General features: G+C 67.6%; 15 protein-coding genes. All 15 read right to left on the bottom strand.

The features are described from left to right. Positions 1-885: 885 nt before the first annotated feature. The gene (locus ACFWHU_RS28645) at positions 886-3708 is read right to left on the bottom strand and encodes a poly(A) polymerase (protein WP_387228313.1); all 2823 of its coding nucleotides are present in this window, start codon (positions 3706-3708) and stop codon (positions 886-888) included. Next, positions 3708-5423: an RNA ligase family protein gene (locus tag ACFWHU_RS28650; RefSeq protein ID WP_387228315.1), complete on the bottom strand. Its 1716-nt coding sequence runs from the start codon at positions 5421-5423 to the stop codon at positions 3708-3710. The genes ACFWHU_RS28645 and ACFWHU_RS28650 overlap by 1 nt, the downstream gene beginning before the upstream one ends. Before the next feature lie 277 nt (positions 5424-5700). Then, complete coding sequence (gene tuf, locus ACFWHU_RS28655; protein WP_069627353.1) at positions 5701-6894, bottom strand: elongation factor Tu; 1194 nt, start codon at positions 6892-6894, stop codon at positions 5701-5703. A gap of 165 nt (positions 6895-7059) precedes the next feature. Further along, the gene (fusA, locus tag ACFWHU_RS28660; protein WP_385791629.1) at positions 7060-9189 is read right to left on the bottom strand and encodes an elongation factor G; all 2130 of its coding nucleotides are present in this window, start codon (positions 9187-9189) and stop codon (positions 7060-7062) included. A 38-nt stretch (positions 9190-9227) separates the two neighbouring features. Further along, positions 9228-9698 (bottom strand): 30S ribosomal protein S7, encoded by a 471-nt coding sequence (rpsG, locus tag ACFWHU_RS28665; RefSeq protein ID WP_023539364.1) that lies wholly within the window; start codon positions 9696-9698, stop codon positions 9228-9230. Positions 9699-9701: 3 nt separating this feature from the next. Further along, the gene (gene rpsL / locus ACFWHU_RS28670) at positions 9702-10073 is read right to left on the bottom strand and encodes a 30S ribosomal protein S12 (protein WP_003948652.1); all 372 of its coding nucleotides are present in this window, start codon (positions 10071-10073) and stop codon (positions 9702-9704) included. Between the two features lie 318 nt (positions 10074-10391). Next, positions 10392-14297 (bottom strand): DNA-directed RNA polymerase subunit beta', encoded by a 3906-nt coding sequence (locus tag ACFWHU_RS28675; RefSeq protein WP_385791641.1) that lies wholly within the window; start codon positions 14295-14297, stop codon positions 10392-10394. A 161-nt stretch (positions 14298-14458) separates the two neighbouring features. After that, complete coding sequence (gene rpoB / locus ACFWHU_RS28680; protein ID WP_385791643.1) at positions 14459-17941, bottom strand: DNA-directed RNA polymerase subunit beta; 3483 nt, start codon at positions 17939-17941, stop codon at positions 14459-14461. 596 nt (positions 17942-18537) lie between these two features. Further along, on the bottom strand, positions 18538-18918 hold the full coding sequence (gene rplL, locus ACFWHU_RS28685; protein ID WP_078075570.1) for a 50S ribosomal protein L7/L12: 381 nt from the start codon (positions 18916-18918) through the stop codon (positions 18538-18540). Between the two features lie 84 nt (positions 18919-19002). After that, positions 19003-19566 (bottom strand): 50S ribosomal protein L10, encoded by a 564-nt coding sequence (gene rplJ / locus ACFWHU_RS28690; protein WP_385791645.1) that lies wholly within the window; start codon positions 19564-19566, stop codon positions 19003-19005. Positions 19567-19887: 321 nt separating this feature from the next. Next, positions 19888-20847: a hypothetical protein gene (locus ACFWHU_RS28695; RefSeq protein WP_387228320.1), complete on the bottom strand. Its 960-nt coding sequence runs from the start codon at positions 20845-20847 to the stop codon at positions 19888-19890. A 141-nt stretch (positions 20848-20988) separates the two neighbouring features. Continuing rightward, positions 20989-21711: a 50S ribosomal protein L1 gene (rplA, locus tag ACFWHU_RS28700; RefSeq protein WP_078075573.1), complete on the bottom strand. Its 723-nt coding sequence runs from the start codon at positions 21709-21711 to the stop codon at positions 20989-20991. Positions 21712-21808: 97 nt separating this feature from the next. Beyond that, positions 21809-22243 (bottom strand): 50S ribosomal protein L11, encoded by a 435-nt coding sequence (rplK, locus tag ACFWHU_RS28705; protein ID WP_078075574.1) that lies wholly within the window; start codon positions 22241-22243, stop codon positions 21809-21811. 1989 nt (positions 22244-24232) lie between these two features. Beyond that, positions 24233-24760, bottom strand: coding sequence for a GNAT family N-acetyltransferase (locus tag ACFWHU_RS28710; RefSeq protein ID WP_387228322.1), 528 nt, complete (start codon positions 24758-24760; stop codon positions 24233-24235). A 13-nt stretch (positions 24761-24773) separates the two neighbouring features. Further along, a complete protein-coding gene (locus ACFWHU_RS28715) occupies positions 24774-25550 on the bottom strand; it encodes a GntR family transcriptional regulator (RefSeq protein WP_387228324.1) in 777 nt (258 codons plus the stop codon). Positions 25551-25595 lie beyond the last annotated feature (45 nt).

Here is a 25595-nt window from a genome sequence, read left to right on the forward strand (position 1 = left end):
GCCTCACCACTCAGGAAGCACTACCTTCCCAATGGATGTTCAGCACCTTAGCGCGCCCTCGCGCGCCACGTCCGGAGTTCCCCGGCCCGTCGCCCGATCCGGCGTCGTACACGCCAACACCCGGCACACCAAGCGCTACACGGTCGTCGGCAACCATCTCGCGCAGCACCGTGAGCTGACTCTCGTCGCGATCGGGCTCGCCGTCCACATCCAGTCGCTGCCCGCCGGGGCGCGGATCGGCATCAAGTGCCTGACAGCGCGCTTCCCGGAGAGCGAGGCGCGTATCGCCGCCGCGCTGCGGGAGTTGGAGGCGGCGGGCTATCTGGAGCGGACGCGCGAGCGGCTGCCGAGCGGGCGGATCGTCACGCACACGGTGTCGTACAACCAGCCGCCGCGGGTGGTACGGAGGGCGGAGCCCGTACGCGTACCGGTTCCGAAGCCCGCGCCCGTACACCTTCCAGCTCCGGAACCCGCACCCACGCCCGACAAGCCCCCGCCCCCGCCCCTCCCCCAGCCGCTCTCCACCGACCCGGACCGCCACCGCGTCGCCGCCGATCTGCTCGCCGGGCTGCGGTGCCACGACCCGCGCCTGCTGCTCGCCGAGCGCGATGTACAGCGGCTGGCACCCGGCGTCGCCACCTGGCTGGAGCGCGGCGCGGCCCCCGACTCCGTACGCCGCGCCCTGACCACGAACCTCCCCGACGCCCCGCGCCACCCGGCCGCCCTGCTGGCCCATCGCCTCACCGCACTGCTCCCGCCACCGCTTCCACCCACACCCGCCGTCGCACGCCCGCACCCGTTCCAGACCTGCGACCGCTGCGAACGCGCCTTCCGCGCCCCGGAACCGGGGTGCTGCCGCGACTGCGACAACGCTGGTGAGGCGGGTCAGGTGAGCGTCGGTACGTCGCCGCCCCCTGCCCACACCACGTCCACGTCCCGCAGACCCCGGCCCCACGCCTCCACGATCCCCACGATCCCCGCGAGCGCCGCCGCGTCCGGCGGGTTCGCGCCGAGGCCGATCGCGTAGCGCACACGGCCCCTCTCCGTCGCGTACGGGCGCGGCCAGGCGTGCGCGTCCCGTACCCCGGCCGCTTCGAGAGCGGTGAGCAGCGCCCGTACGCGGCCGCGGAACCGGCCCAGGGTGTCGGGGCGGCGCGTGTCCACGGTCGCCACCGCCCAGGCGGCGTGCCTGCGGTGCAGGGGTGGCGCTGCCGACAGTGCGGTGGGCGCGGCGCCGGTCTCCAGGAGTTCCCAGGCCCGGTACAGCTCCTGGACCAGCAGGTCACGGTGGCCGGGGCCGACCTGTTCCGTGCAGCTGCGGATCGGTTCGGTCGGGGTCAGGACGGTCACGGGCGCAGCAACTGCCGCACTGGATGGGCCCGTTGTGAGGTCGACGGGTACGCGCCAGTCCCAGGCCGCCCAGGTCCCGAAGAAGTGCCTGAGCAGGTCGTCGCCCACGAGGGTGCCGGCCTCGCGCGTCGTGTGCGCCGCCAGAACCGCCCAGGCCAGGCCGGGCAGCCCGCCGAAGGGTGCGGAGTCCAGGCCACGGGCGCCCGCCCAGGTCTTCACCTCCCTCGCCAGCGCGGCGAAGGCACCGTGGCGGTCGCCGACCGCGTCCCGTACGGCCGCCGCGTCGCTCACCGCGCTGAGCGCGACGGCCGCCGCCTCGCCCAGTCCGGCGCGGCGGTCCGCAGCCCGCGCCGGGTCCAGGTCCCCGGTCGCGACCACGGCCAGGTCGACTTCCAACTCACCCACCGTGAACCGGAGTCCGGGCACGCGTGCCCCGACCACCTCGCGTACGGGGGACGCTCCGACCGGGAGCGCGGCCGTCACCCGCCGCCGGATCTCGCCCATGTCAGGCGCCGCGCCCGGCAGCGCCGCCACCAGGTCCAGATCGGCACCGGCGGACGCGCAGCCCATGCGGCGGGATCCCACGACGTGTACGGCGCCTTCGGCGAGGATGCGCGCGAGCAGTCGCGCGGTCTCATCGATGTCAGCGGTCAGCTTCCCCGGTGGCTGATGATCAGCGAGCCAACTGATCTCCCCCGTACCGAGCGCGACCGTCGCCCGCACGCGCATCGGCTCGTCGCCTCTGCGCGACAGCAGCGCCAACTCGCCTACGGGGGACGACACTTCCCCGAGCCGGGCCCCGATGCCCGCCGCGACCCGCTGCGGATCGCGGCTCCGCCCGAGGGTCAGATGCGGGGTGAAGCCCTCGGCCCGCCGCCCGCCGCAGCCCGGGAACCGCCGCTCCAGCGCCTGCCGGAGCGCCGTCCACTCCGCGTCGCCGTCCGCCGCCGGGTCGAGCCAGAGCGTGGCGTCCTCGCGGTGCCCGAAGGTGTGTACGCCGGCCAGCCGCGCCGTGAAGGGCGCGGTCTCGGCGGCGGCAGCGGCCAACAGCGGCGCCGCGCGGTCGAAGTCGGACTCCGGGACGAAGCCGAAGAGCACGTTCACATGCGGCGGCCAGCGGTCGACCTGCGGGTCGTGCTCCCGCCGTACGGCCTGGAGCGGAGCCCACAGCTCGCGGGGCGGTATCCAGGCGACGGCCGTACGGGCGGTGGCGGCCACGTCGAGCACGTCGTCCGCGGGTGAACTCCCCTCCACCGCAACGAGATCGACTTCCGCCTCCACCCCGTAGTGGTCGGAGATGTAGAGCCCGCTCGCGTCCGGCGTATCGCCCCGCAGCGCGGCCCCGGTCACCACCGCGCTCCCGCGCAGCAGCACCCTGTCCAGCCGTCCGGCACGCCCTGACAGCGAGGCCACCGCGGCGAGCGGATTGGCGACCGGATCGAAGGTGGGCGTGTGGTCCTCGGAGCCGTACACCTCGCTCCAGGCATCACGCAGCCCGAGCGCGGCGGCCGGCCCTTCGCCCCCACCGGCGCCGTCATTGAAGTCGCCCAGCAGGATCACGTCAGCGTCGACACCACCCAACCCCTCGGCGATGGAGGCCAGTTCGCCACGGCGCCGGACCGCACCGTCCGTGGAATGGTCACTGCTCAGGTGCGTGGCGGCCACGACGAGCGGACCGGCGGCGGTCTCCACGGTGAGCGCGGTGACGGCCTTGTGCGAGCCGAGGACATGGTGCCCCGCCTCGCGCACGGGCAGCCGGCTGAGGAGCAGCAGCCCGTTGTCGTCCACGTCGCGCCCGCGCGGGTCGCTGCTGACGGTGTAACTCGCCCGCACCCAAGGAGCGTTCAACAGCATCGCGAGCAGATCGAGCTCGACCTCCTGGAGCGCGATGACGTCGGCGTCCGATTCGGCGAGGGCGGCGAGCAGCATGGGGCGGCGCTCGGCGGTGCGGACGCGGTCGCTGTCGTAGCGGTCCCAGAGGGTGTTCCAGGTCAGAACCCGAATCGAGCCGACGGGTGAAGTCGACGGCGCGCCCCGCGCCGGGCGCCAGCCTTCGGAGCCGTACGCACAAGGAGTGCCCGCGGTGAAGAACGGCGCCCGCAGCAGGCGTGGTTGGCGTACCCGCCCCGCGTCCGTCGCGTCGATCCGGTCGACGCCCGTGGCCCGGTCCCAGACCAGCTCGCCGTCCGCCTCCACGAACAGCACACGGTGCCAGGGGATGTCGCCGCCGGGCACGAACGCGGGCAGCGGGATCCGCCCGGGGGTCGTACCGCGCCGGCTGACGCCGAGGACGAAGCGCGCGGGATCGAAGCGCGGGTCCCAACGCACCTGGTGGTACAGCTGATCGCTGGTCCGCATCAGACTCCCCCGCTCTCGATGCTGTCCATGTCCTCGATGTCGCCGCCCGCTCCGACGTACCACGTCCGGTGCGCGTCTCCCGGATACGGCGGCGCGAAGCGCCGTACCTGGCCCGCGAGTACGTCGGACGGCACCGGGTGCGGGCGTACGGAGTTACGCCTGACCAGCTCCCCCTCGTCCACGACCAGCACGGCGTACGTGACCAACGCGTCGCGCCGCCGCGCCAACGCGCCGACCAGGGAACGCTGTTGACGGTTGAGCGAGGTGGCGTCCCACACCACCGTGCCGCCGGTACCGCCCCGCGCGAGCGCCCGGTCGAGCCGGTCGAGGCCGTCCCGCAGGACGTCCCCGTTGGCCCGCTGATCGGCGCGGGAGCCACGGGACTCCCGCAACTCGTCGAGCGAGACCCGCGCCCCGACCCCGGTCAGTCCTCCTGCGAAGGTGCTCTTCCCGCTCCCCGACGGCCCCACCAGCTGGATCAGCCGCGGAAAGTCCCCCGACCGCCACCGCCAGGTCGCGGCCACCGCCTCCTCCACCGTACGGATGCGCCCCTCGACCCAGGCGTCCCTCGCCTGCGCCCAGCACCGTTCGACGACCTCTCCACCGAGCCCTTCGAGCGCGGCCCGCAGCCCGCGCCGCAGTGCCTCCAGCGGCTCGCGGTCCAGCAGCCCGGCCTCCTCGGCGTGCAGCGCGGACCACTCGACCTGCTCCCGCGCGCGGGCGTCCTCGGCGAGCACACCGGCGACGGCGTGCAGCACCCCCAGGTCGGCGGCGACGGCCATCCGCGCGAGCCCGGCCCGGCGCCCGTCGTCGGGGAACGGCCGCTGCAACCCCGCCTGGAGACCCACCAGGTCGGCGACGCGCCGGGCCTGCGCCATTCCGAGCGGTGCGACGAGCGAGCCCGCGAGCCGGCCGCGCGGTACGTCGTGGAACAGCGCCGCGAGGACCCCGCCCAGCCGGTCGTCCCCGCGCCGCCCGCCGGCGTCGAGCCGCCCGGCGACCTCCCGGGCCGCGCGCTCGTCCCCCTCCAGGCCCACGACCCTCGCGAGGGCCCCCGCGTCCACCGGGCCCCCCGACCGCACGTCCCACAGCGCGGCACCCGCCCCGAGCCCGTTCTCCACGACGGCGGCGTGCATCCAGTGCGTATCGGTCTGTACGTGGTGCGGCCGGACCCACTTGGCGAGCCGCCGCCCGAACTCCTCGCGTCCGAAGCCCTCGACGCTCCGTACGACGTACCCCTCCTGCCGCGCGGGGTCCAACTTCAGTGCGCGCAGGGCGCGTTCATCGAAGACTCCCCGCCACAACACCGGCGGCGCTGGAATCCCCAGCCCCCGCAGCACGCGCACGGTCTCGTCCCAGCCGAGACACCACTCGCCGTCCCACACGGAGAACCCGTAGAACCAGCTCTCCAGATCCTCGTACGCGATCGAGTGCCGGGCATACATGTTCTCCCCGCACACCCGCACCCCGTCCGGGATCAACCCCCCGATCCGCCCCTGCAACGCCTTGACCCAGGCCCGCGACGGGTGATGCCCGGAATCCAGCGACCGGGCGTGCACCCCGTCGCGGTACAGGGTGGTGTTCTCCCCGTCCATCTTCTCGGTGACGACGACTTCCCGCCCCCGCAGCCCACCCAGATCCCCGACCCGCACATCGTCGGAGGCAACCCCGGGCGACCACGGCAAATGGGCTGTCCTCGGATACGCCGTACGCATGCCCACTCCCCCGTGGCCCCCGTGCTTGCTTGCCCGCCAACCCTAGGAGCGCGGCGTAACCCGATCCATCGATTAACGGCGGGGGCTCCGGCCCCCGGACCGGGGGGTGCTGCCACCGACACCCCGATCGGGTCCTCAGGCCCAGCGACGAGAAGCGGCGACCGAACAGAAGTGGGCCCCGCACCAACTTCGGTGCGGGGCCCACTTCTTGGTTGCTCGTGTTGGAGCTACCAGGTCGGACAGCCGGCCGACGAGCGGCAGACCGTCAGATCGGCAATTACTTGCTGATCTTGGTGACCTGGCCGGCGCCCACGGTCCGGCCACCCTCACGGATGGCGAACTTCAGGCCCTCCTCCATGGCGACCGGCTGAATCAGCGAGACCGTCATGAGGGTGTTGTCGCCCGGCATGACCATCTCGGTGCCCTCGGGGAGGGTCACGACGCCGGTCACGTCAGTCGTACGGAAGTAGAACTGCGGGCGGTAGTTGTTGAAGAAGGGGGTGTGACGACCACCCTCGTCCTTCGACAGGATGTAGGACTGGGCCTCGAACTCGGTGTGCGGCGTGACCGAACCGGGCTTGATGATGACCTGGCCGCGCTCGACATCCTCGCGCTTGATGCCACGGAGGAGCAGACCGACGTTCTCACCGGCCTGGCCCTCGTCGAGCAGCTTGCGGAACATCTCGATGCCGGTGACCGTGGTGGTGGTCTTCTCGGTCTTGATACCGACGATGTCGACGGTCTCGTTGACCTTGAGCACACCACGCTCGATACGACCGGTGACGACCGTGCCACGGCCGGTGATCGTGAAGACGTCCTCGATGGGCATGAGGAACGGCTTCTCGACGTCACGCTCGGGCTGCGGGATCGACTCGTCGACGGCCTTCATCAGGTCGAGGACGGTCTGGCCCCACTCCTTGTCGCCTTCGAGCGCCTTGAGCGCCGAGACCTTGACGACCGGCAGGTCGTCGCCCGGGAACTCGTACTCGGAGAGGAGCTCACGGACCTCGAGCTCGACGAGCTCCAGGATCTCCTCGTCGTCCACCATGTCGGCCTTGTTCAGCGCGACGACGATGTACGGCACGCCTACCTGGCGGGCCAGGAGCACGTGCTCCTTGGTCTGCGGCATCGGGCCGTCGGTCGCGGCGACAACGAGGATGGCGCCGTCCATCTGCGCCGCACCCGTGATCATGTTCTTGATGTAGTCCGCGTGACCGGGGCAGTCGACGTGCGCGTAGTGACGCGACTCCGTCTGGTACTCGACGTGCGCGATGGAGATGGTGATACCGCGCTGGCGCTCCTCGGGAGCCTTGTCGATCTGGTCGAAGGCCGAGGCCTCGTTCAGGTCCGGGTACGCGTCATGCAGCACCTTGGTAATGGCGGCCGTGAGGGTCGTCTTACCGTGGTCGATGTGACCGATGGTGCCGATGTTGACGTGCGGCTTAGTCCGCTCGAACTTCGCCTTCGCCACTGGGGTCCTCCTGGAGTGGTTCTGTACGCCTTACTCATCGGCGCCAGGTGATCTTTGCTGGGATGCCGGGGCCCGGGACACCGGTCACCCCGCACGGTCTCCCGTACGCGGTGTCCGGCGGCCCAGGGCTTGCCGGTGACAAGCCTAAAGCGTGCTCGGGACGAGCTACTCGCCCTTGGCCTTCGCGATGATCTCCTCGGCGACGTTCCGGGGAACCTCGGCGTAGGAGTCGAACTGCATCGAGTAGCTTGCGCGACCCGACGTCTTGCTGCGGAGGTCTCCGACGTAGCCGAACATCTCCGAGAGGGGCACGAGGCCCTTCACGACGCGAGCGCCGCTGCGCTCCTCCATGGCCTGGATCTGGCCACGGCGGGAGTTGAGGTCGCCGATGACATCGCCCATGTAGTCCTCGGGCGTGGTGACCTCGACGGCCATCATCGGTTCGAGAAGCACGGGCGACGCCCGGCGGGCACCATCCTTGAACGCCTGCGAACCGGCGATCTTGAAGGCGAGTTCCGAGGAGTCGACCTCGTGGTAGCCACCGTCGAGAAGGGTGACGCGCACGCCCACCATCTCGTAGCCGGCCAGGATGCCGAACTGCATGGCCTCCTGCGCGCCCGCGTCCACCGAGGGGATGTACTCACGGGGGATACGGCCACCGGTCACCTTGTTCACGAACTCGTAGGTCGCGTCGCCGCCCTCGATGGGCTCCAACGCGATCTGCACCTTCGCGAACTGGCCGGTACCACCGGTCTGCTTCTTGTGCGTGTAGTCGATACGCTCGACGGCCTTGCGGATCGTCTCACGGTAAGCGACCTGCGGCTTACCGACATTCGCCTCCACGCGGAACTCGCGCTTCATGCGGTCGACAAGCACCTCGAGGTGAAGCTCGCCCATACCACCGATGATGGTCTGGCCGGTCTCCTCGTCCGAGTGAACCTGGAAGGAGGGGTCCTCCTCCGCGAGGCGCTGGATGGCGACACCCAGACGCTCCTGGTCACCCTTGGACTTGGGCTCGATCGCGACCTGGATGACCGGCGCCGGGAAGTCCATGGACTCCAGGATCACCGGGTTCTTGTCGTCGCTCAGCGTCTCACCGGTGGTGGTCTGCTTCAGGCCCATGACGGCGACGATGTCGCCGGCGCCCACCGACTCGATCTCCTCACGCTTGTTCGCGTGCATACGGTAGATCTTGCCGATGCGCTCCTTCTTGCCCTTCACGGAGTTCAGCACCGCGGTGCCGGCCGTCAGGCGACCGGAGTAGATCCGGACGAAGGTGAGCTTGCCCAGGTGCGGGTCGCTCGCGATCTTGAAGGCGAGCCCGGCGAAGGGCTCGTCGTCGGACGGGCGGCGCTTGATGACCTTCTCCGGGTCCTTGACGTCGTGGCCTTCGATGGCGTCGACGTCGAGGGGGGAAGGCAGGTAGCGCACGACCGCGTCGAGCAGGGGCTGAACACCCTTGTTCTTGAACGCGGTACCACAGAAGACGGGCGTGACGGTGACGGAGTCGGCCGCACCCTTGGAGGCGAGCGTGATACGGCGGATCGCCGTGTGCAGCTGCTCCTCGGTGGGCTCCTGGCCCTCCAGGTACAGCTCCATCATCTCGTCGTCGTTCTCGGAGACGACCTCGAGGAGCTTGCCGCGCCATTCCTCGGCGGCCTCGGTGTGCGTGTCCGGGATGTCGACGACGTCGTACATCTCGCCCTTGGTGGCCTCGGCGGACCAGACAAAGGCCTTCATCGTCACGAGGTCGACGACGCCCTTGAAGTCGGCCTCGGCACCGATCGGAAGCTGCATCACGATCGGGACCGCGCCGAGGCGGTCCGAGATCATGTCGACGCAGCGGTGGAACTCCGCGCCGGTCCGGTCGAGCTTGTTGACGAAGCAGATACGCGGCACGCCGTAGCGGTCCGCCTGACGCCAGACGGTCTCGGACTGGGGTTCGACGCCAGCCACACCGTCGAACACGGTGACAGCGCCGTCGAGGACGCGGAGCGAACGCTCCACCTCGACGGTGAAGTCGACGTGACCCGGGGTGTCGATGATGTTGATCGTGTGATCGACATCGTCGAGCGGCCAGTGACAGGTCGTCGCGGCAGACGTGATCGTGATGCCGCGCTCCTGCTCCTGCTCCATCCAGTCCATCGTGGCTGCGCCGTCGTGGACCTCACCGATCTTGTAGCTCACACCGGTGTAGAACAGGATCCGCTCTGTGGTGGTCGTCTTGCCCGCGTCGATGTGGGCCATGATCCCAATGTTGCGGACCTTGGCCAGGTCAAGCGAAGTGGTGGCCATAAGGCTCAATCTTCTCTCGGTCTCGATGTGGGCGCTGACTACCAGCGGTAGTGCGCGAAGGCCTTGTTGGACTCGGCCATCTTGTGCGTGTCCTCACGCTTCTTGACCGAAGCGCCGAGGCCGTTGGAGGCGTCGAGCAGTTCGTTCATGAGGCGCTCGGTCATGGTCTTCTCGCGACGGGCGCGGGAGTAACCGACCAGCCAGCGCAGCGCGAGGGTGGAGGCGCGACCGGGCTTGACCTCGATCGGCACCTGGTAGGTGGCGCCGCCGACGCGGCGGGACTTGACCTCGAGAGACGGCTTGACGTTCTCAAGCGCGCGCTTCAGCGTGATGACCGGGTCGTTGCCGGTCTTCTCGCGGAGGCCTTCCATGGCGCCGTAGACGATCCGCTCGGCGGTGGAACGCTTGCCGTTGAGCAGAAGCTTGTTGATCAGCGACGTGACAAGAGGAGAACCGTAGACCGGGTCGATGATGACCGGGCGCTTCGGGGCAGGGCCCTTACGAGGCATTGTTTACTTCTCCTTCTTGGCGCCGTAGCGGCTGCGGGCCTGCTTGCGGTTCTTGACACCCTGGGTGTCAAGGGAGCCGCGGATGATCTTGTAACGAACACCCGGCAGGTCCTTCACACGGCCACCACGCACGAGCACGATGGAGTGCTCCTGCAGGTTGTGTCCCTCACCCGGAATGTAAGCCGTGACCTCGATGCCGGAGGTCAGACGCACACGCGCGACCTTCCGCAGGGCGGAGTTGGGCTTCTTCGGGGTGGTCGTGAACACACGCGTGCAGACGCCGCGGCGCTGAGGGGAGCCCTCAAGGGCAGGCGTCTTGTTCTTCTCGACCTTGTCCTGCCGGCCCTTCCGGACCAGCTGCTGGATCGTAGGCACTACTTCTCCGGTTTCTGTGTGCCGTCGGTAAAACTAACCTGGAACATTCGCCGACCCACGCGGTCGGGTGTGTCGAATACTGCAAGATCCCGCTGGAGGCGAGGAAAGCGCAGATCGCGGTGGCCTTTGTCCGAACTCGCCATGCGGTTGAGGACACGCACAGGAGCCCAGGCACACCCCAGGCACAAGGTCTGAGCGTACCTACCTCATCGACTCCGGTCAAAAAAGATGCGCCGCACCTGGTTTCGGATACCTCACACACGGCCGATGGGCGGCCTCCCCAACCGGGGTGACCGCCCATCGGACCGAACTCACGTCTTACTGGTTGTACGGACCGTAGTCGTAGTCCTCCAGCGGAACGGCCTGGCCGGAGCCCGTGCCGAACGGTGAGTAGTCGATGTCGTCGTAGCCCACTGCCGAGTACATCGCGGCCTTGGCCTCCTCGGTCGGCTCCACCCGGATGTTGCGGTAGCGGGAGAGACCCGTACCCGCCGGGATGAGCTTTCCGATGATGACGTTCTCCTTGAGGCCGATCAGGGAGTCCGACTTGGCGTTGATCGCCGCGTCGGTCAGGACCCTGGTCGTCTCCTGGAAGGACGCCGCCGACAGCCACGACTCGGTGGCCAGCGAGGCCTTGGTGATACCCATCAGCTGCGGACGGCCGGAGGCCGGGTGGCCGCCTTCCGTGACCACACGACGGTTCTCCGTCTCGAACTTCGAGCGCTCGACGAGCTCGCCCGGCAGCAGTTCCGCGTCGCCGGACTCGATGATCGTCACGCGGCGCAGCATCTGCCGGATGATGATCTCGATGTGCTTGTCGTGGATCGACACACCCTGCGAGTTGTAGACCTTCTGGACCTCGCCGACCAGGTGGACCTGGACCGCGCGCTGACCGAGGATCCGCAGCACGTCGTGCGGGTTGGTGGCACCCACGGTGAGCTTCTGGCCCACCTCGACGCGGTCACCGTCGCCCACGAGCAGACGGGCGCGCTTGGAGATCGGGAACGGCGTCTCCTCGCTTCCGTCGTCCGGGGTGACGACGAGCTTCTTCGTCTTCTCGGTCTCCTCGATGCGGACGGAGCCCGCGGCCTCGGAGATCGGCGCGACACCCTTGGGCGTACGGGCCTCGAAGAGCTCGACGACACGGGGCAGACCCTGCGTGATGTCGTCGCCCGCCACACCACCGGTGTGGAAGGTACGCATCGTCAGCTGGGTGCCGGGCTCACCGATGGACTGGGCGGCGATGATGCCGACCGCCTCACCGATGTCGACCAGCTTGCCGGTGGCCAGCGAACGTCCGTAGCAGAAGGCACAGGTGCCGACCGCGGACTCACAGGTCAGGACCGAGCGGGTCTTGACCTCCTCCACGCCGGCCGCCACGACCGCGTCGATCAGGACATCGCCCAGGTCGACGTTGGCCGGTGCGATGACCTTGCCGTCCACGACGACGTCCTCGGCGAGCATCCGCGCGTACACGGACGTCTCGACGTCCTCCGCCTTGCGCAGGACACCGTCGGCGCCGCGCTCGGCGATCCGCAGCTTGAGGCCGCGGTCGGTGCCGCAGTCCTCCTCGCGGATGATGACGTCCTGCGAGACGTCCACCAGACGACGGGTGAGGTAACCCGAGTCGGCGGTACGCAGGGCGGTGTCGGCCAGACCCTTACGGGCACCGTGCGTGGAGATGAAGTACTCCAGCACGGACAGACCTTCACGGAAGGACGCCTTGATGGGACGGGGAATCGTCTCGTTCTTGGCGTTGGACACCAGACCACGCATACCGGCGATCTGACGCATCTGCATCATGTTTCCGCGCGCACCCGAGTTCACCATCATGAAGATGGGGTTCGTCTTCGGGAAGTTCGCGTTCATCGCCTCGGCGACCTCGTTGGTCGCCTTGGTCCAGATCGCGATGAGCTCCTGCGTGCGCTCGTCCTTGGTGATCAGACCGCGCTCGTACTGCTTCTGGACCTTCTCGTCCTGCGCCTCGTAACCCTGGACGATCGCCTTCTTCGCCTCGGGCACGACGACATCGGAGATGGCGACGGTGACACCGGAGCGGGTCGCCCAGAAGAAGCCGGCCGCCTTCAGGTTGTCGAGCGTCGCCGCCACGATGACCTTGGGGTAGCGCTCGGCGAGGTCGTTGACGATCTCGGAGAGCTGCTTCTTGCCCACCGAGTAGTCGACGAACGGGTAGTCCTCGGGCAGCAGCTCGTTGAAGAGCGCGCGGCCCAGGGTCGTACGCAGCCGGAACGGGTCGCCCTGCTGCCACTCGGCGTTCGTCTCGCCGTCCTCGCCGACCGGCGGGGTCCAGCCGCGCGGCGGGATGGTGCCCACCGGGAAGCGGATGTCGATCTTCGCCTGGAGCGAGAGCTCCCGGTTGTCGAACGCCATCGTGGCCTCGGCGCTGGAACCGAAGGACCGGCCCGCGCCCACGACCTCGCGCTCCTCCTCGTCCGTGGTGAGGAAGAAGAGGCCGAGCACCATGTCCTGGGTGGGCATGGTGACGGGACGGCCGTCGGCCGGCTTGAGGATGTTGTTCGAGGACAGCATCAGGATGCGGGCCTCGGCCTGCGCCTCCGCGGAGAGCGGCAGGTGGACGGCCATCTGGTCACCGTCGAAGTCCGCGTTGAACGCGGTGCAGACGAGCGGGTGGATCTGGATGGCCTTGCCCTCGACGAGCTGCGGCTCGAAGGCCTGGATGCCGAGGCGGTGCAGGGTCGGAGCACGGTTCAGCAGCACCGGGTGCTCGGCGATGACCTCTTCGAGGACGTCGTACACGACGGTGCGGCCACGCTCGACCATGCGCTTGGCCGACTTGATGTTCTGCGCGTGGTTCAGGTCCACCAGGCGCTTCATCACGAACGGCTTGAAGAGTTCCAGCGCCATGGCCTTCGGCAGACCGCACTGGTGCAGCTTGAGCTGCGGTCCGACGACGATCACGGAACGGGCCGAGTAGTCGACTCGCTTGCCGAGCAGGTTCTGGCGGAAACGGCCCTGCTTGCCCTTCAGCATGTCGCTGAGGGACTTCAGGGGCCGGTTGCCGGGACCGGTGACCGGGCGACCGCGGCGGCCGTTGTCGAACAGCGCGTCGACGGCCTCCTGGAGCATCCGCTTCTCGTTGTTCACGATGATCTCGGGGGCACCGAGGTCAAGGAGACGCTTGAGGCGGTTGTTGCGGTTGATCACACGGCGGTACAGGTCGTTCAGGTCGGAGGTCGCGAAGCGGCCACCGTCCAGCTGCACCATCGGACGCAGGTCCGGCGGGATCACCGGCACACAGTCCAGCACCATGCCCTTGGGGCTGTTGCTGGTCTGCAGGAACGCGGAGACGACCTTGAGGCGCTTGAGCGCACGGGTCTTCTTCTGGCCCTTGCCGGTACGGATGATCTCGCGGAGCCGCTCGGCCTCTTCGTTCAGGTCGAAGGACTCCAGGCGCTTCTGGAGCGCCGCGGCGCCCATCGAGCCGTCGAAGTACGTGCCGAAGCGGTCACGCAGCTCGCGGTAGAGCAGCTCGTCGCCCTCCAGGTCCTGGACCTTGAGGTTCTTGAAGCGGCTCCACACCTCGTCGAGACGGTCGATCTCGCGCTGCGCACGGTCGCGCAGCTGCTTCATCTCACGCTCGGCACCTTCGCGCACCTTGCGGCGCACGTCGGCCTTGGCACCCTCGGCCTCCAGCTCGGCCAGGTCGGTCTCGAGCTTCTTGGCGCGGGCTTCGAGGTCGGAGTCGCGACGGTTCTCGACCTGCTGACGCTCGACGGAGACGTGCGCCTCCAGCGAGGGCAGGTCGCGCGTACGGCGCTCCTCGTCCACGAACGTGATCATGTACGCGGCGAAGTAGATGACCTTCTCGAGGTCCTTCGGCGCGAGGTCGAGCAGGTACCCCAGCCGGGACGGAACGCCCTTGAAGTACCAGATGTGGGTGACGGGAGCGGCAAGCTCGATGTGGCCCATCCGCTCACGGCGCACCTTGGCACGTGTGACTTCGACGCCACAGCGCTCACAGATGATGCCCTTGAAGCGGACACGCTTGTACTTGCCGCAGTAGCACTCCCAGTCCCGGGTGGGGCCGAAGATCTTCTCGCAGAAGAGTCCGTCCTTCTCGGGCTTGAGCGTGCGGTAGTTGATGGTCTCCGGCTTCTTCACTTCGCCGTGGGACCAGGTCCGGATGTCGTCCGCGGTGGCGAGGCCGATCCGCAGCTCGTCGAAGAAGTTGACGTCGAGCACTTGTCGTCAATCCCTCTTTCGGGGGTTCGAGCCCCCTCGCGTGAGCGAGAAATATGGGGCGCTTCAGTCAATGGTCTGAGGGGTTCCCACCCGCGCCACCAGGGCGCGGGGGGAGGGTCCGGGGAGAGCCGGCCGGATACGGGATCCGGCCGGCCAACCCGTCAGACCTCTTCGACGCTGCTCGGCTCTCGCCGGGACAGGTCGATACCGAGCTCCTCCGCCGCGCGGAAGACGTCCTCGTCCGTGTCACGCATCTCGATGGACATGCCGTCCGAGGACAGCACCTCCACGTTGAGGCAGAGCGACTGCATTTCCTTGATGAGCACCTTGAAGGACTCGGGAATGCCGGGCTCGGGGATGTTCTCGCCCTTGACGATGGCCTCGTAGACCTTCACGCGGCCGGTCACGTCGTCGGACTTGATGGTCAGCAGCTCCTGGAGGGCGTAAGCGGCGCCGTATGCCTCCAGCGCCCACACCTCCATCTCACCGAAGCGCTGGCCGCCGAACTGGGCCTTACCACCCAGCGGCTGCTGGGTGATCATGGAGTACGGACCGGTCGAGCGGGCGTGGAGCTTGTCGTCGACCAGGTGGTGGAGCTTGAGGATGTACATGTAGCCGATGGACACCGGCTCGGGGAACGGCTCACCGGAGCGGCCGTCGAACAGGCTGGCCTTGCCGGAGGCCTTGACCATCCGCTCGCCGTCGCGGTTCGGGATCGTGGCCTCGAAGAGACCGGAGATCTCGTCCTCGCGGGCGCCGTCGAAGACGGGTGTCGCGACGTTGGTACCGGGCGCGACCTCGTCGGCGCCGATGACCTTCAGCCGCTCCATCCAGTCCTCGCTGCCCTCGACCTTCCAGCCCTGGCTGGCGAGCCAGCCGAGGTGGATCTCGAGGACCTGGCCCGGGTTCATTCGGGACGGGACGCCGAGGGGGTTGAGGATGATGTCGACCGGGGTGCCGTCCTCGAGGAACGGCATGTCCTCGATCGGCAGGATCTTGGAGATGACGCCCTTGTTGCCGTGACGGCCGGCGAGCTTGTCACCGTCGGTGATCTTGCGCTTCTGGGCGACGTAGACGCGGACCAGCTGGTTCACGCCCGGAGGCAGCTCGTCGCCCTCCTCGCGGTCGAAGACGCGGACACCGATGATCTTGCCGGTCTCGCCGTGCGGCACCTTCAGCGAGGTGTCGCGGACCTCACGGGCCTTCTCACCGAAGATCGCGCGCAGCAGGCGCTCCTCCGGCGTCAGCTCGGTCTCGCCCTTGGGCGTGACCTTGCCGACGAGGATGTCTCCGGCCGTGACCTCGGCACCGATACGGATGATGCCGCGCTCGTCGAGGTCCGCGAGGACCTCTTCGGAGACGTTCGGGATGTCCCGGGTGATCTCCTCCGGGCCGAGCTTGGTGTCACGGGCGTCGACCTCGTGCTCCTCGATGTGGATCGAGGAGAGGACGTCGTCCTGCACCAGCCGCTGGCTGAGGATGATCGCGTCTTCGTAGTTGTGGCCCTCCCACGGCATGAACGCCACGAGGAGGTTCTTGCCGAGCGCCATCTCGCCCTGCTCGGTGGCGGGACCGTCGGCGAGCACCTGGCTCTCGACGACCCGGTCACCCTCGGAGACGACGACCTTCTGGTTGACGGAGGTGCCCTGGTTGGAGCGGGAGAACTTGGCGATGCGGTACGTGGTGTACGTGCCGTCGTCGTTGGCGACGGTGATGTAGTCCGCGGAGACCTCCTGGACCACACCTTCCTTCTCCGCCTTGATGACGTCACCCGCGTCGACCGCGCAGCGGTACTCCATGCCGGTACCGACCAGCGGCGCCTCGGCCGTGATCAGCGGTACGGCCTGACGCATCATGTTCGCGCCCATGAGGGCACGGTTGGCGTCGTCGTGCTCCAGGAACGGGATCATCGCGGTCGCGACCGACACCATCTGGCGCGGAGAGACGTCCATGTAGTCGACGTCGTCGCCGGGGATGTAGTCGACCTCGCCGCCACGACGGCGGACCAGGACGCGCGGCTCGGTGAACCGCATGTCCTCGGAGAGCGTCGCGTTGGCCTGGGCGATGACGAAGCGGTCCTCCTCGTCGGCGGTCAGGTAGTCGACCTCGTCGGTGACCTGGCCCTCGACGACCTTGCGGTACGGCGTCTCGATGAAGCCGAACGGGTTGACCCGTCCGTACGACGCGAGCGAGCCGATCAGGCCGATGTTCGGGCCTTCCGGCGTCTCGATCGGACACATGCGGCCGTAGTGGGACGGGTGCACGTCACGGACCTCGAAGCCGGCCCGCTCACGCGAGAGACCACCCGGGCCGAGCGCGTTCAGACGGCGCTTGTGGGTGAGACCCGAGAGCGGGTTGTTCTGGTCCATGAACTGCGACAGCTGGCTGGTGCCGAAGAACTCCTTGATGGAGGCGACGACCGGCCGGATGTTGATCAGCGTCTGCGGCGTGATCGCCTCGACGTCCTGGGTCGTCATGCGCTCACGCACGACGCGCTCCATCCTCGCCAGACCCGTACGGACCTGGTTCTGGATGAGCTCGCCCACGTTGCGCAGACGGCGGTTGCCGAAGTGGTCGATGTCGTCGGTCTCGACGATGATCTGCGTGCCGCTCTCGCCGACCGTCTCGGTCTCACCGGCGTGCAGCTTCACCAGGTACTTGATCGTGGCGATGATGTCGTCGGTGGTGAGCACACCGGCGTCCAGCGGCTCTTCCGCGCCGAGCTTCTTGTTCACCTTGTAGCGGCCGACCTTCGCGAGGTCGTAGCGCTTGGGGTTGAAGTAGAGGTTCTCGAGCAGCGTCTGGGCCGCCTCGCGGGTCGGGGGCTCGCCCGGACGCAGCTTGCGGTAGATGTCGAGCAGCGCGTCGTCCTGGCCCTGGGTGTGGTCCTTCTCCAGGGTGGCGCGCATCGACTCGTACTCGCCGAACTCCTCCAGGATCTGCTCGGTCGTCCAACCGAGAGCCTTGAGTAGGACGGTGACGGACTGCTTGCGCTTGCGGTCGATACGGACACCGACCATGTCGCGCTTGTCGATCTCCATCTCCAGCCAGGCACCCCGGGACGGGATGATCTTGGAAGAGAAGATGTCCTTGTCCGACGTCTTGTCGATCGAGGAGTCGAAGTACACACCCGGCGAGCGCACGAGCTGGGTCACCACGACACGCTCGGTGCCGTTGATGACGAAGGTGCCCTTGTTGGTCATGAGCGGGAAGTCGCCCATGAAGACCGTCTGGGACTTGATCTCGCCGGTCTCGTTGTTGGTGAACTCGGCGGTGACGAAGAGCGGGGCCGCGTACGTGAAGTCGCGCTCCTTGCACTCGTCGATCGAGTTCTTGGGAGGCTCGAAGCGATGGTCGCGGAAAGTCAGCGACATCGACCCGGAGAAGTCCTCGATCGGCGAGATCTCCTCGAAGATCTCTTCCAGACCGGACTTCCTGGGGACGTCCTGCCCGTTCTCCAGAGCAGCCTCGACACGAGCCCTCCAGACGGCGTTGCCGAGCAGCCAGTCAAAGCTCTCGGTCTGCAGCGCGAGGAGGTTCGGAACCTCGAGGGGCTCCTTGATTTTTGCAAAAGAGATGCGCAGCGGGGCGGTGCTGGCGCCGTTGTTCGTATTCGTGGTCGAGGCGTTGCGCGAGGCGGCCAAGAGGGGGTCCTTCCGAGGGCTCGGACTCACTACGCGCGTACCGGTCCCGAGCTGGACAGAGCGGATGACAAGCCCGGAAAGGGCTGATCAGCCGACGATGTCATGCATGGGGGTGCCCCTGGTGACGGGCAGGGAGCAGCTAACAGGCAGCGCAAAGGGTCAGTGTAGCCACTTGGCACACTGATGTCCAGGCCGGGTTTTGCGAGACCCTCGTTGTTCTCAACACCTTGTCTCAACTGCGTATCGACCCACGCCGTAGGCGCACAGCGATCCTGCCCTCTTCGTCGCCGATCCATGCCTCGGATTCGGATCGATATGGCGACGCGTCCTGAGAATTGCGCGCTGCGTGCGGTTCGTCAAGGCCCCCCGTCCCGTACGGATCGTCACCGGTCGTACGAAAGGCACAGCGATGATCACCATACTCGCAGCCCACCGAAGAGCAAGGAACCCCTCGCGGCAACGCAGAAGGACGGTCACCCGTACGGGGGACCGTCCTTCTCGTCAATGCTGTGCACCTCGCGGTGCGGTCGCTGTCACTCCGGCTTCCGGGCGCCTGGACGGCTCCCGGAAACGGGTGTCAGCGGGGTCCTACGAGGTCACTTGACCTCGACGGAGGCGCCGGCGGCCTTGAGGGACTCGGCAGCCTTCTCGGCGGCCTCCTTGGCGACCTTCTCGACGACGGGCTTGGGGGCGCCGTCCACGAGGTCCTTGGCCTCCTTGAGGCCCAGCGAGGTGAGCTCACGCACGACCTTGATGACCTGGATCTTCTTCTCGCCGGCACCCGTGAGGATGACGTCGAACTCGTCCTGGACCTCTTCTTCGACGACGACAGCGGCGCCACCGGCGGCGGCAGCGGCGACCGGCGCGGCGGCCTTGACGTCGAACTTCTCCTCGAACGCCTTCACGAAGTCGGAGAGCTCGATGAGGGTCAGGCTTTCGAACTGCGCGAGCAGGTCGTCCTGGGACAGCTTCGCCATGGTGGCGGTCCTTCCACTAATTTCGGCAGGTGCCGGATGAATGTGAACGGCGGGCGTACGGGCCCGCCGCGACGCGGCGCCGAACTACTCGGCGTCGGCCTCGGCGGGAGCCGGCGTACCGGCACCGCCCTGCTCGGCCTCACGCTTGGCGCGAAGGGCGTCCGCGGTACGGACGAACTCCGACAGCGGGGCCTGGAATGTCGCCGCGGCCTTGGCCATCGACGCCTTGATTCCACCGGCCACCTTGGCGAGCAGCACCTCGCGGGACTCGAGGTCCGCGAGCTTCTTGAACTCGTCGGCGCTGAGCGCCTTGCCATCAAGGACACCGCCCTTGATGACGAGGTTCGGGTTGTCCTTGGCGAAGTCACGAAGACCCTTCGCCGACTCCACCGGGTCACCGGTGACGAAGGCAACCGCTGTCGGACCCGCGAACAGGTCGTCCAGCGTGTTGATCCCGGCCTCGTTGGCCGCGATCTTGGTCAGCGTGTTCTTCACCACGGCGTACTGGGCGTTCGCACCGAGGGAACGGCGCAGCTCCTTGAGCTGCGCCACGGTGAGACCCCGGTACTCGGTCAGCACTGCGGCGCTCGAGCTGCGGAATTGTTCCGTCAGCTCGGCCACCGCGGCAGCCTTGTCGGGCCTTGCCATGAGCGTCGGCCTCCTTCCGGGTGATGAGGACCGCTCAGAAGGGGCCGAACAAAGCGAAACGCCCCGGCGCAGGCGCACGGGGCGTAGCTCAACCAGGACGAACCTGGGAACTCTCCTCGGTCACCTACGCGGGTCGTCCGCTTCCAGCGGATCCTTCGGTCGCCTCACCCTCTTGCGAGAGCACGGCGACGACCAGCGGTCTTTGGCTTCTTCGGAAGAGTACGGGACGGGGTCGGCGTCAGGCAAATCCGTCGGACAGGCCCCTAAACCGGCCCCGGGAAAGGGATTCCCGGAACCGGGTTCGCGGGCCGGACTCCGGGGTCAGATCCCGGAGTCGTCCGCGCCGGCGCCGGCTTCGCCGCCGAGGTCGCCCAGCATCTCGAACAGGTCGACGGTGTCGGCGGCCGGCGGCGTCTGGACGGACGCCTTGGCGCCGTAGTCGCTGTACCGCGCGCTCATCTTGATCTCGCCCTGCGGGGAGTCCATCGCGACGTCCATCTTGACCGGGTAGTCGTCCTCGTTGACCCAGACCTCGATGTCGTACCCCTCGATGCCCGACTTCTCGATGCCGGCGAGCAGGTCCTTGCGCTCCTTCGCGCTGAGGACGTCGAGCGACTCGTTCGACTCGACCATCTCGGCGACCGTGAGCGTGCCCTTGTAGTGCTGCGCGTCCACCCCGTCGACCTTCTCGGAGCCGACGTGCTTCACGTTCGGCGAGTCCAGCAGCAGCGCGAGCTGCTGGGCCGGGTCCTGGTTCATGTTCTCCATGCCGCCGGTGAGCTCACTGGCGGCCGCGGGGTCACCCGAGGCCTCCGCCGCCGCGGCGAGGTCCAGCTTCATCCAGCGCTTGCCGTCCATGTCCTTGGCCGCCTCGGCGCCCATGTCCATGTACATCGCGTTCTCGACCCACACCATCCGGATCTTGTCCGGGGCCTCGGGCTCGGCCTGCATCATCGAGCCGGTCATGGTCATGTCCATCACCATGGGATCCCAGCCCATGACGCCGGACATCTCCATCTCGCCGCCCCCGGCGGCCCCCGCCGCGCCGGCGGGCATCGACATCGTCATGCCGACCTTGGCGGACTTGGCCGCCGCCGTCTTCTCGTACGCCGCCGTCAGGACCTCGGTCACGGCCGAACGGGACTGCGGCTCCCCGCCGTTGGCAGAGGAACTGCCGGTCTTCTTCGTGTCCGCGTCGTCGCTCTGACAACCGGCCACACCCGCCACAACGGCCAGTGCCGTCAGCGAGACGCCAACACGCCCCCATGTCGACATGGTCATACCCCACCCCTTTTTTCGATGTTCCTGGTTGAACGGTAACGCACACATCTGACAGCCCGCGCATGCGAAAACCGGCCCCAGCACCTCAACAGAGGTGCCGGGACCGGCTCTTGACACGCGAATGCGCGACCGCCGTCAGTGTCAGACGGAGGCCGGGTCCTCCTCGACAAGGAGGTTACGAGTGCGGTTGGCGTCCAGCGGAATGCCGGGGCCCATCGTCGTCGCCAGGGTCGCCTTCTTGATGTAACGGCCCTTCGCGGCGGACGGCTTGAGACGGAGGATCTCCTCCAGCGCCGCGGCGTAGTTCTCGACCAGCTTCGTCTCGTCGAAGGAGACCTTGCCGATGATGAAGTGCAGGTTCGAGTGCTTGTCGACGCGGAACTCGATCTTGCCGCCCTTGATGTCGGTCACGGCCTTGGTGACATCGGGGGTGACGGTGCCGGTCTTCGGGTTCGGCATCAGACCACGCGGGCCGAGGACGCGGCCGAGCCGGCCGACCTTGCCCATGAGGTCCGGGGTGGCGACGACGGCGTCGAAGTCGAGACGGCCCTTCTGGACCTCTTCGATCAGCTCGTCGGAGCCGACGATGTCGGCGCCCGCGGCGCGCGCTGCCTCGGCACGGTCACCGGTCGCGAAGACCAGGACCCGGGCGGTCTTGCCGGTGCCGTGCGGAAGGTTCACGGTGCCACGGACCATCTGGTCCGCCTTGCGCGGGTCGACGCCCAGACGCATGGCGACCTCGACGGTGCCGTCGAACTTGGTGGTGTTGGTGTCCTTGGCGATACGGACGGCCTCGAGCGGAGGATAGTTACGCTCCGCGTCGATCTTCGCGTCCGCGCTGCGGAGTGCCTTGCTGCGCTTCACTTCTGCTCCTGGTGATTCATTCAGGTGTGGAGTTCGTGGTGCGGGCCGCGCATGGCCCTTCCACTTGGCGTGCCCGAGTGGGCTCGCCGGGCCGGTCTCAGCCCTCGACCGTGATGCCCATCGAACGGGCGGTGCCGGAGATGATCTTCTCGGCGGCGTCCAGGTCGTTGGCGTTCAGGTCGGGCATCTTGGTCGTGGCGATGTCACGGACCTGCGCACGCGTGAGCTTGGCGACCTTCTTGACGTGCGGCTCGCCGGAGCCCTTGTCCACACCCGCGGCCTTGAGGATCAGCTTCGCGGCCGGCGGAGTCTTGGTGATGAAGGTGAAGGAGCGGTCTTCGTAGACCGTGATCTCCACCGGCACGACCATGCCACGCTGCGACTCGGTCGCGGCGTTGTAGGCCTTGCAGAACTCCATGATGTTGACGCCGTGCTGGCCCAGCGCGGGCCCGACCGGCGGAGCCGGGTTGGCCGCGCCGGCCGAGATCTGGAGCTTGATGAGCCCCGTGACCTTCTTCTTCTTGGGAGGCATTGCTCTCTCCGGGTCCTAGTGAGAGTGTTCCGGCCCAGTCATCCGGTCATCCGGATGCGGGCATACCGCGCAACGATAACGGGTATAGCTGCACGGCCAAAAACCGAGCAGGTCAGACCTTCTCCCGCGAGGGGGCGGAAACCCCCTGCGAGAGCCTGTCTGACCTGGTCGGAAGTGGCTTACGAGCGCGCGGAACCGCGCGTCAGTTCTTCTGGGACTGATGAAGCCCGGCGATCAGCTCGGAAGACTCTATCGGACAGCTTCCTGACCAGCGGTCGGGCGGTCATCGTTGGTCGTCGTTGGTCAGCACTGGCGAGCGTCGTACGGCCCACAGACGGCCCCGACCGGGCCTGGAGGGTCCCGTATTTGGTCACCGAGCCGTGATCCCCGATGATCCAGTCGGTCAGCTCTGGACGTGCTACTGGCTCTGGCCAACCTAGACGTTCGGGCGGCCATTGCCTCCCAGTCAGAGCCTCACTGCGGGCTCACGAGTAGCGGGGCCCCTCTACCGAGATAGTGGGGCCGGTAGTGGGGTCTGAGCTGCGAGGTAGTGGGGGTAGAGGGGGTTCGGGAGGGCGCCGCAATCGCTGTTGTGGGTGAAGGGCTGGAAGGACCGCCCTTCGGGCGGGCGACTGTCGGACGCCCACGCCGGGAGCTCCCGGCGTTCGTCGGCGACTGCGCAACCTGGTGGGCTACTGCCCCTCTTAAGAGGAGCAGTGGCCGCCGCTTCTCGGCACGCAGAGTGAAGGAGGGCGGCAGGGAGACAGGGAGAGCTCCCTGACCGCCTCCCTGGGTCACATCTCTGGCGCTGATCTGCGGTAACCCCCGGTTAGGGAGACAGGGAGGCATGCCCGCCTGACCTCGGGAAACCCCGGAAAACAGCATCCCGGCGGGGCCCTTCTGCCTCCCCCCACACGCTCAGTAGTCGGCACCCAACCGGGAGGGGACTGCCTCTCTCTGAGGGCTCATGAGCAAGAGGAGCACCCAGGGCCCAGGTGCTCCTCTTGCTCATTCCGAAACGGCTGAGCGCACTACTACAGACGCCCCTCTTTTTGTCTTAAGTAGGGAAGGTCTGCGTCACTGCGTCATCTGGGGGTCGAAAAACGGGGCCTGACCTGCGACGACGGGCGGTGACGCAGACGTCAATCTGTGCGTCATCCTGCGTCATCTGCGTCATCCTGCGTCACCTGGTGACGCAGCCGATGACGCGGGGGTGACGCAGCCCTGGACCGCTGCGTCACGCAAAGCGGCAGTTCAGAAGCCTGGATGACGCTGATGACGCGGTGACGCAGAAATCCGAACCTCGGACACACGCGGTCAGCGACCCGTGATCACCGATCACCAGTCGGCCAGCCCTGCACCTGCCACTGGCCATGACCGGCCCAGACGTTCGGGTCGTACGGGCATGAGCCACCCACCCCTCCACCTTCCCAGGTCCGCTACTTCCGCTACCGCCGCTACCGCGCAGGTCAGGGGCATGATCGAGGTAGCGGGAAGGGGGAGCGGTAGCGGCTACCGCCACCCTCTTGGAAGGCCGCCCCACATTCCTGAGCGTCGCGAATCAACGCGACTCAACGACTCTCATCGCAGGTCAGAGGGGGCGCGCCTGAGTCGCACACCGCGACTCACCGCGACTCAGACCGGCCACACACCCATCTGACGGCCCATCAGGCAGTGCGGTGAGGCTCTTAGGGAGGGTGGGGCAACTCCCCTAAGAGTGTTCCTGTCCGGCCGCTCAGGTGCAGCCGCCGACGCGCCGGCGGGAGCTCCCAGCGTGGGCGTCCGAAGGTCGCCCGCCCGGCAGGGCGGTCCTTCCTGCCCTTCCGCTGTGAGCCGCACGCTACGGCTCCGGGTTCGGTCAAGGGAGCAGTCCAGTAGCCGCTACCGCTACCCCTTCCCGCTACCTCGATCATGCCCCTGACCTGCGCGGTAGCGGCGGTAGCGGAAGTAGCGGACCTGAGAGGGTGGGGGGGCCGTACGCTTCGTTACTTAGCTCTCTGGAGAGACGAAGGCCAATGCCTCTTGCTGCCGCCCCTCCCCGAAACGGTGAGCAACGGTGCCAATCTCAAGCCACCCAAGACGCCTGTACAGGCGGATCGCTGAAGTGTCCTTCCTCATCACGTCAAGCACCAGCCTAAGCCTGTGATCGTTCGCGTACTTCTCGGCGGCCCTGACAAGGTGTTCACCTACGGCACGCTTCCGCACCTGGGAGAGAACGAACAGCCTGGCCAGTACACAAACAGCGTCTTCCGAAGCTCCGCTGCGATCGGTCCACAGTGCCACGGCGCCTTCTCCCGCAGCTCGACTCACTGCGACATGGCCGACCACCCGGTCTTCAGCCTCGGCGACCCACGCGCCCAATAGCCCAGGTGGGGAGAGCCAAGCCTCTGGGTCATCCACACCTTCGACCGGATAGCCATCGGCATTATGGACGGCGACCAAGGCGGAAGACGCCTGAGCAATATCCGCGCTGGTGCGCGGGCGAACAACCACCCAGTCTTCAACGCTGCGATTCATGGCCTCCCCTTCGTCACTGCACTGGCAATTCGTACTTAAGGCCCGTGAGGTCCGCCCGGTGTACGTACCGGGAGACCTCGAACGGCTCTCCGTGCTGATCAAGGCTTGTGTGCAGGACTTCGAGTACGGGCACACCTGGCGGAAGCTGGAGCACCGTAGCTTCGTGAGGTGTCGGCATGCGGGCGATGATCTCGTCCCGGATGGACGTCATGACGTGGCCAAGATCTTCAAGGCGCCCGTAGATGCCGTTGGGACCACTCTTCGCCTGCATGAGCAGAGTTCCCTGCGCCTCCGCCCACCGGACGAAGGTGGACACGATCTGAACCGGTTCGTCATCTGCGAAGTAGTGGTTCTCTCTGTGGACCACGCTCTGCTCGTCGGGTGACACGTTCAGCCGCTCCGCAACGTCAGCCGGAGGCACTTCGCGGAGGATCGACGGAACGTCGATGCGCGCTTCTTTGCCCTGCCGCTTGGCCTCCAAGCGGAAGGGGGTTAGCCCCGTGGCCCGGTTCTTCAACGAGTAGCGGTCGCTGCCGAAGCGGAAGAGGCGACGCGGTTCCCGGACGAACACGCCCCGACCGTGTCGAGCCGTCACCAGCCCTTGCTCGGACAGGAGGCGAACCGCTTCGCGTGCTGTATTACGAGCGGCCCCGTACTGCTCGGCGAGGGTTCGTTCCGACGGGAGCTTGTCGCCGGCGCGGAGTTCACCGGACTCGATAGCCGACCGCAGAGCTTCGGCGATGCGCCTGCTCGCGGGGGGCTGGCTGCTGGCGTTCTCGGGTGACGTCATGACCCCAGCATACGACTGGCTCAAGCCAGTGGGTTGACGCACACT

It is taken from the genome of Streptomyces sp. NPDC060366, assembly GCF_042725135.1.
Classification (GTDB): Bacteria; Actinomycetota; Actinomycetes; order Streptomycetales; family Streptomycetaceae; genus Streptomyces.

Excerpts from the sequence above, each read along its gene's own strand:
- ACFWHU_RS28645 (WP_387228313.1), bottom strand. The coding sequence starts at position 3,708 with ATGCGGACCAGCGATCAGCTGTACCACCAGGTGCGTTGGGACCCGCGC.
- ACFWHU_RS28650 (WP_387228315.1), bottom strand. The coding sequence starts at position 5,423 with ATGCGTACGGCGTATCCGAGGACAGCCCATTTGCCGTGGTCGCCCGGG.
- fusA (WP_385791629.1), bottom strand. The coding sequence starts at position 9,189 with ATGGCCACCACTTCGCTTGACCTGGCCAAGGTCCGCAACATTGGGATC.
- rpsG (WP_023539364.1), bottom strand. The coding sequence starts at position 9,698 with ATGCCTCGTAAGGGCCCTGCCCCGAAGCGCCCGGTCATCATCGACCCG.
- rplL (WP_078075570.1), bottom strand. The coding sequence starts at position 18,918 with ATGGCGAAGCTGTCCCAGGACGACCTGCTCGCGCAGTTCGAAAGCCTG.
- rplJ (WP_385791645.1), bottom strand. The coding sequence starts at position 19,566 with ATGGCAAGGCCCGACAAGGCTGCCGCGGTGGCCGAGCTGACGGAACAA.
- ACFWHU_RS28695 (WP_387228320.1), bottom strand. The coding sequence starts at position 20,847 with ATGACCATGTCGACATGGGGGCGTGTTGGCGTCTCGCTGACGGCACTG.
- rplK (WP_078075574.1), bottom strand. The coding sequence starts at position 22,243 with ATGCCTCCCAAGAAGAAGAAGGTCACGGGGCTCATCAAGCTCCAGATC.
- ACFWHU_RS28710 (WP_387228322.1), bottom strand. The coding sequence starts at position 24,760 with ATGAATCGCAGCGTTGAAGACTGGGTGGTTGTTCGCCCGCGCACCAGC.
- ACFWHU_RS28715 (WP_387228324.1), bottom strand. The coding sequence starts at position 25,550 with ATGACGTCACCCGAGAACGCCAGCAGCCAGCCCCCCGCGAGCAGGCGC.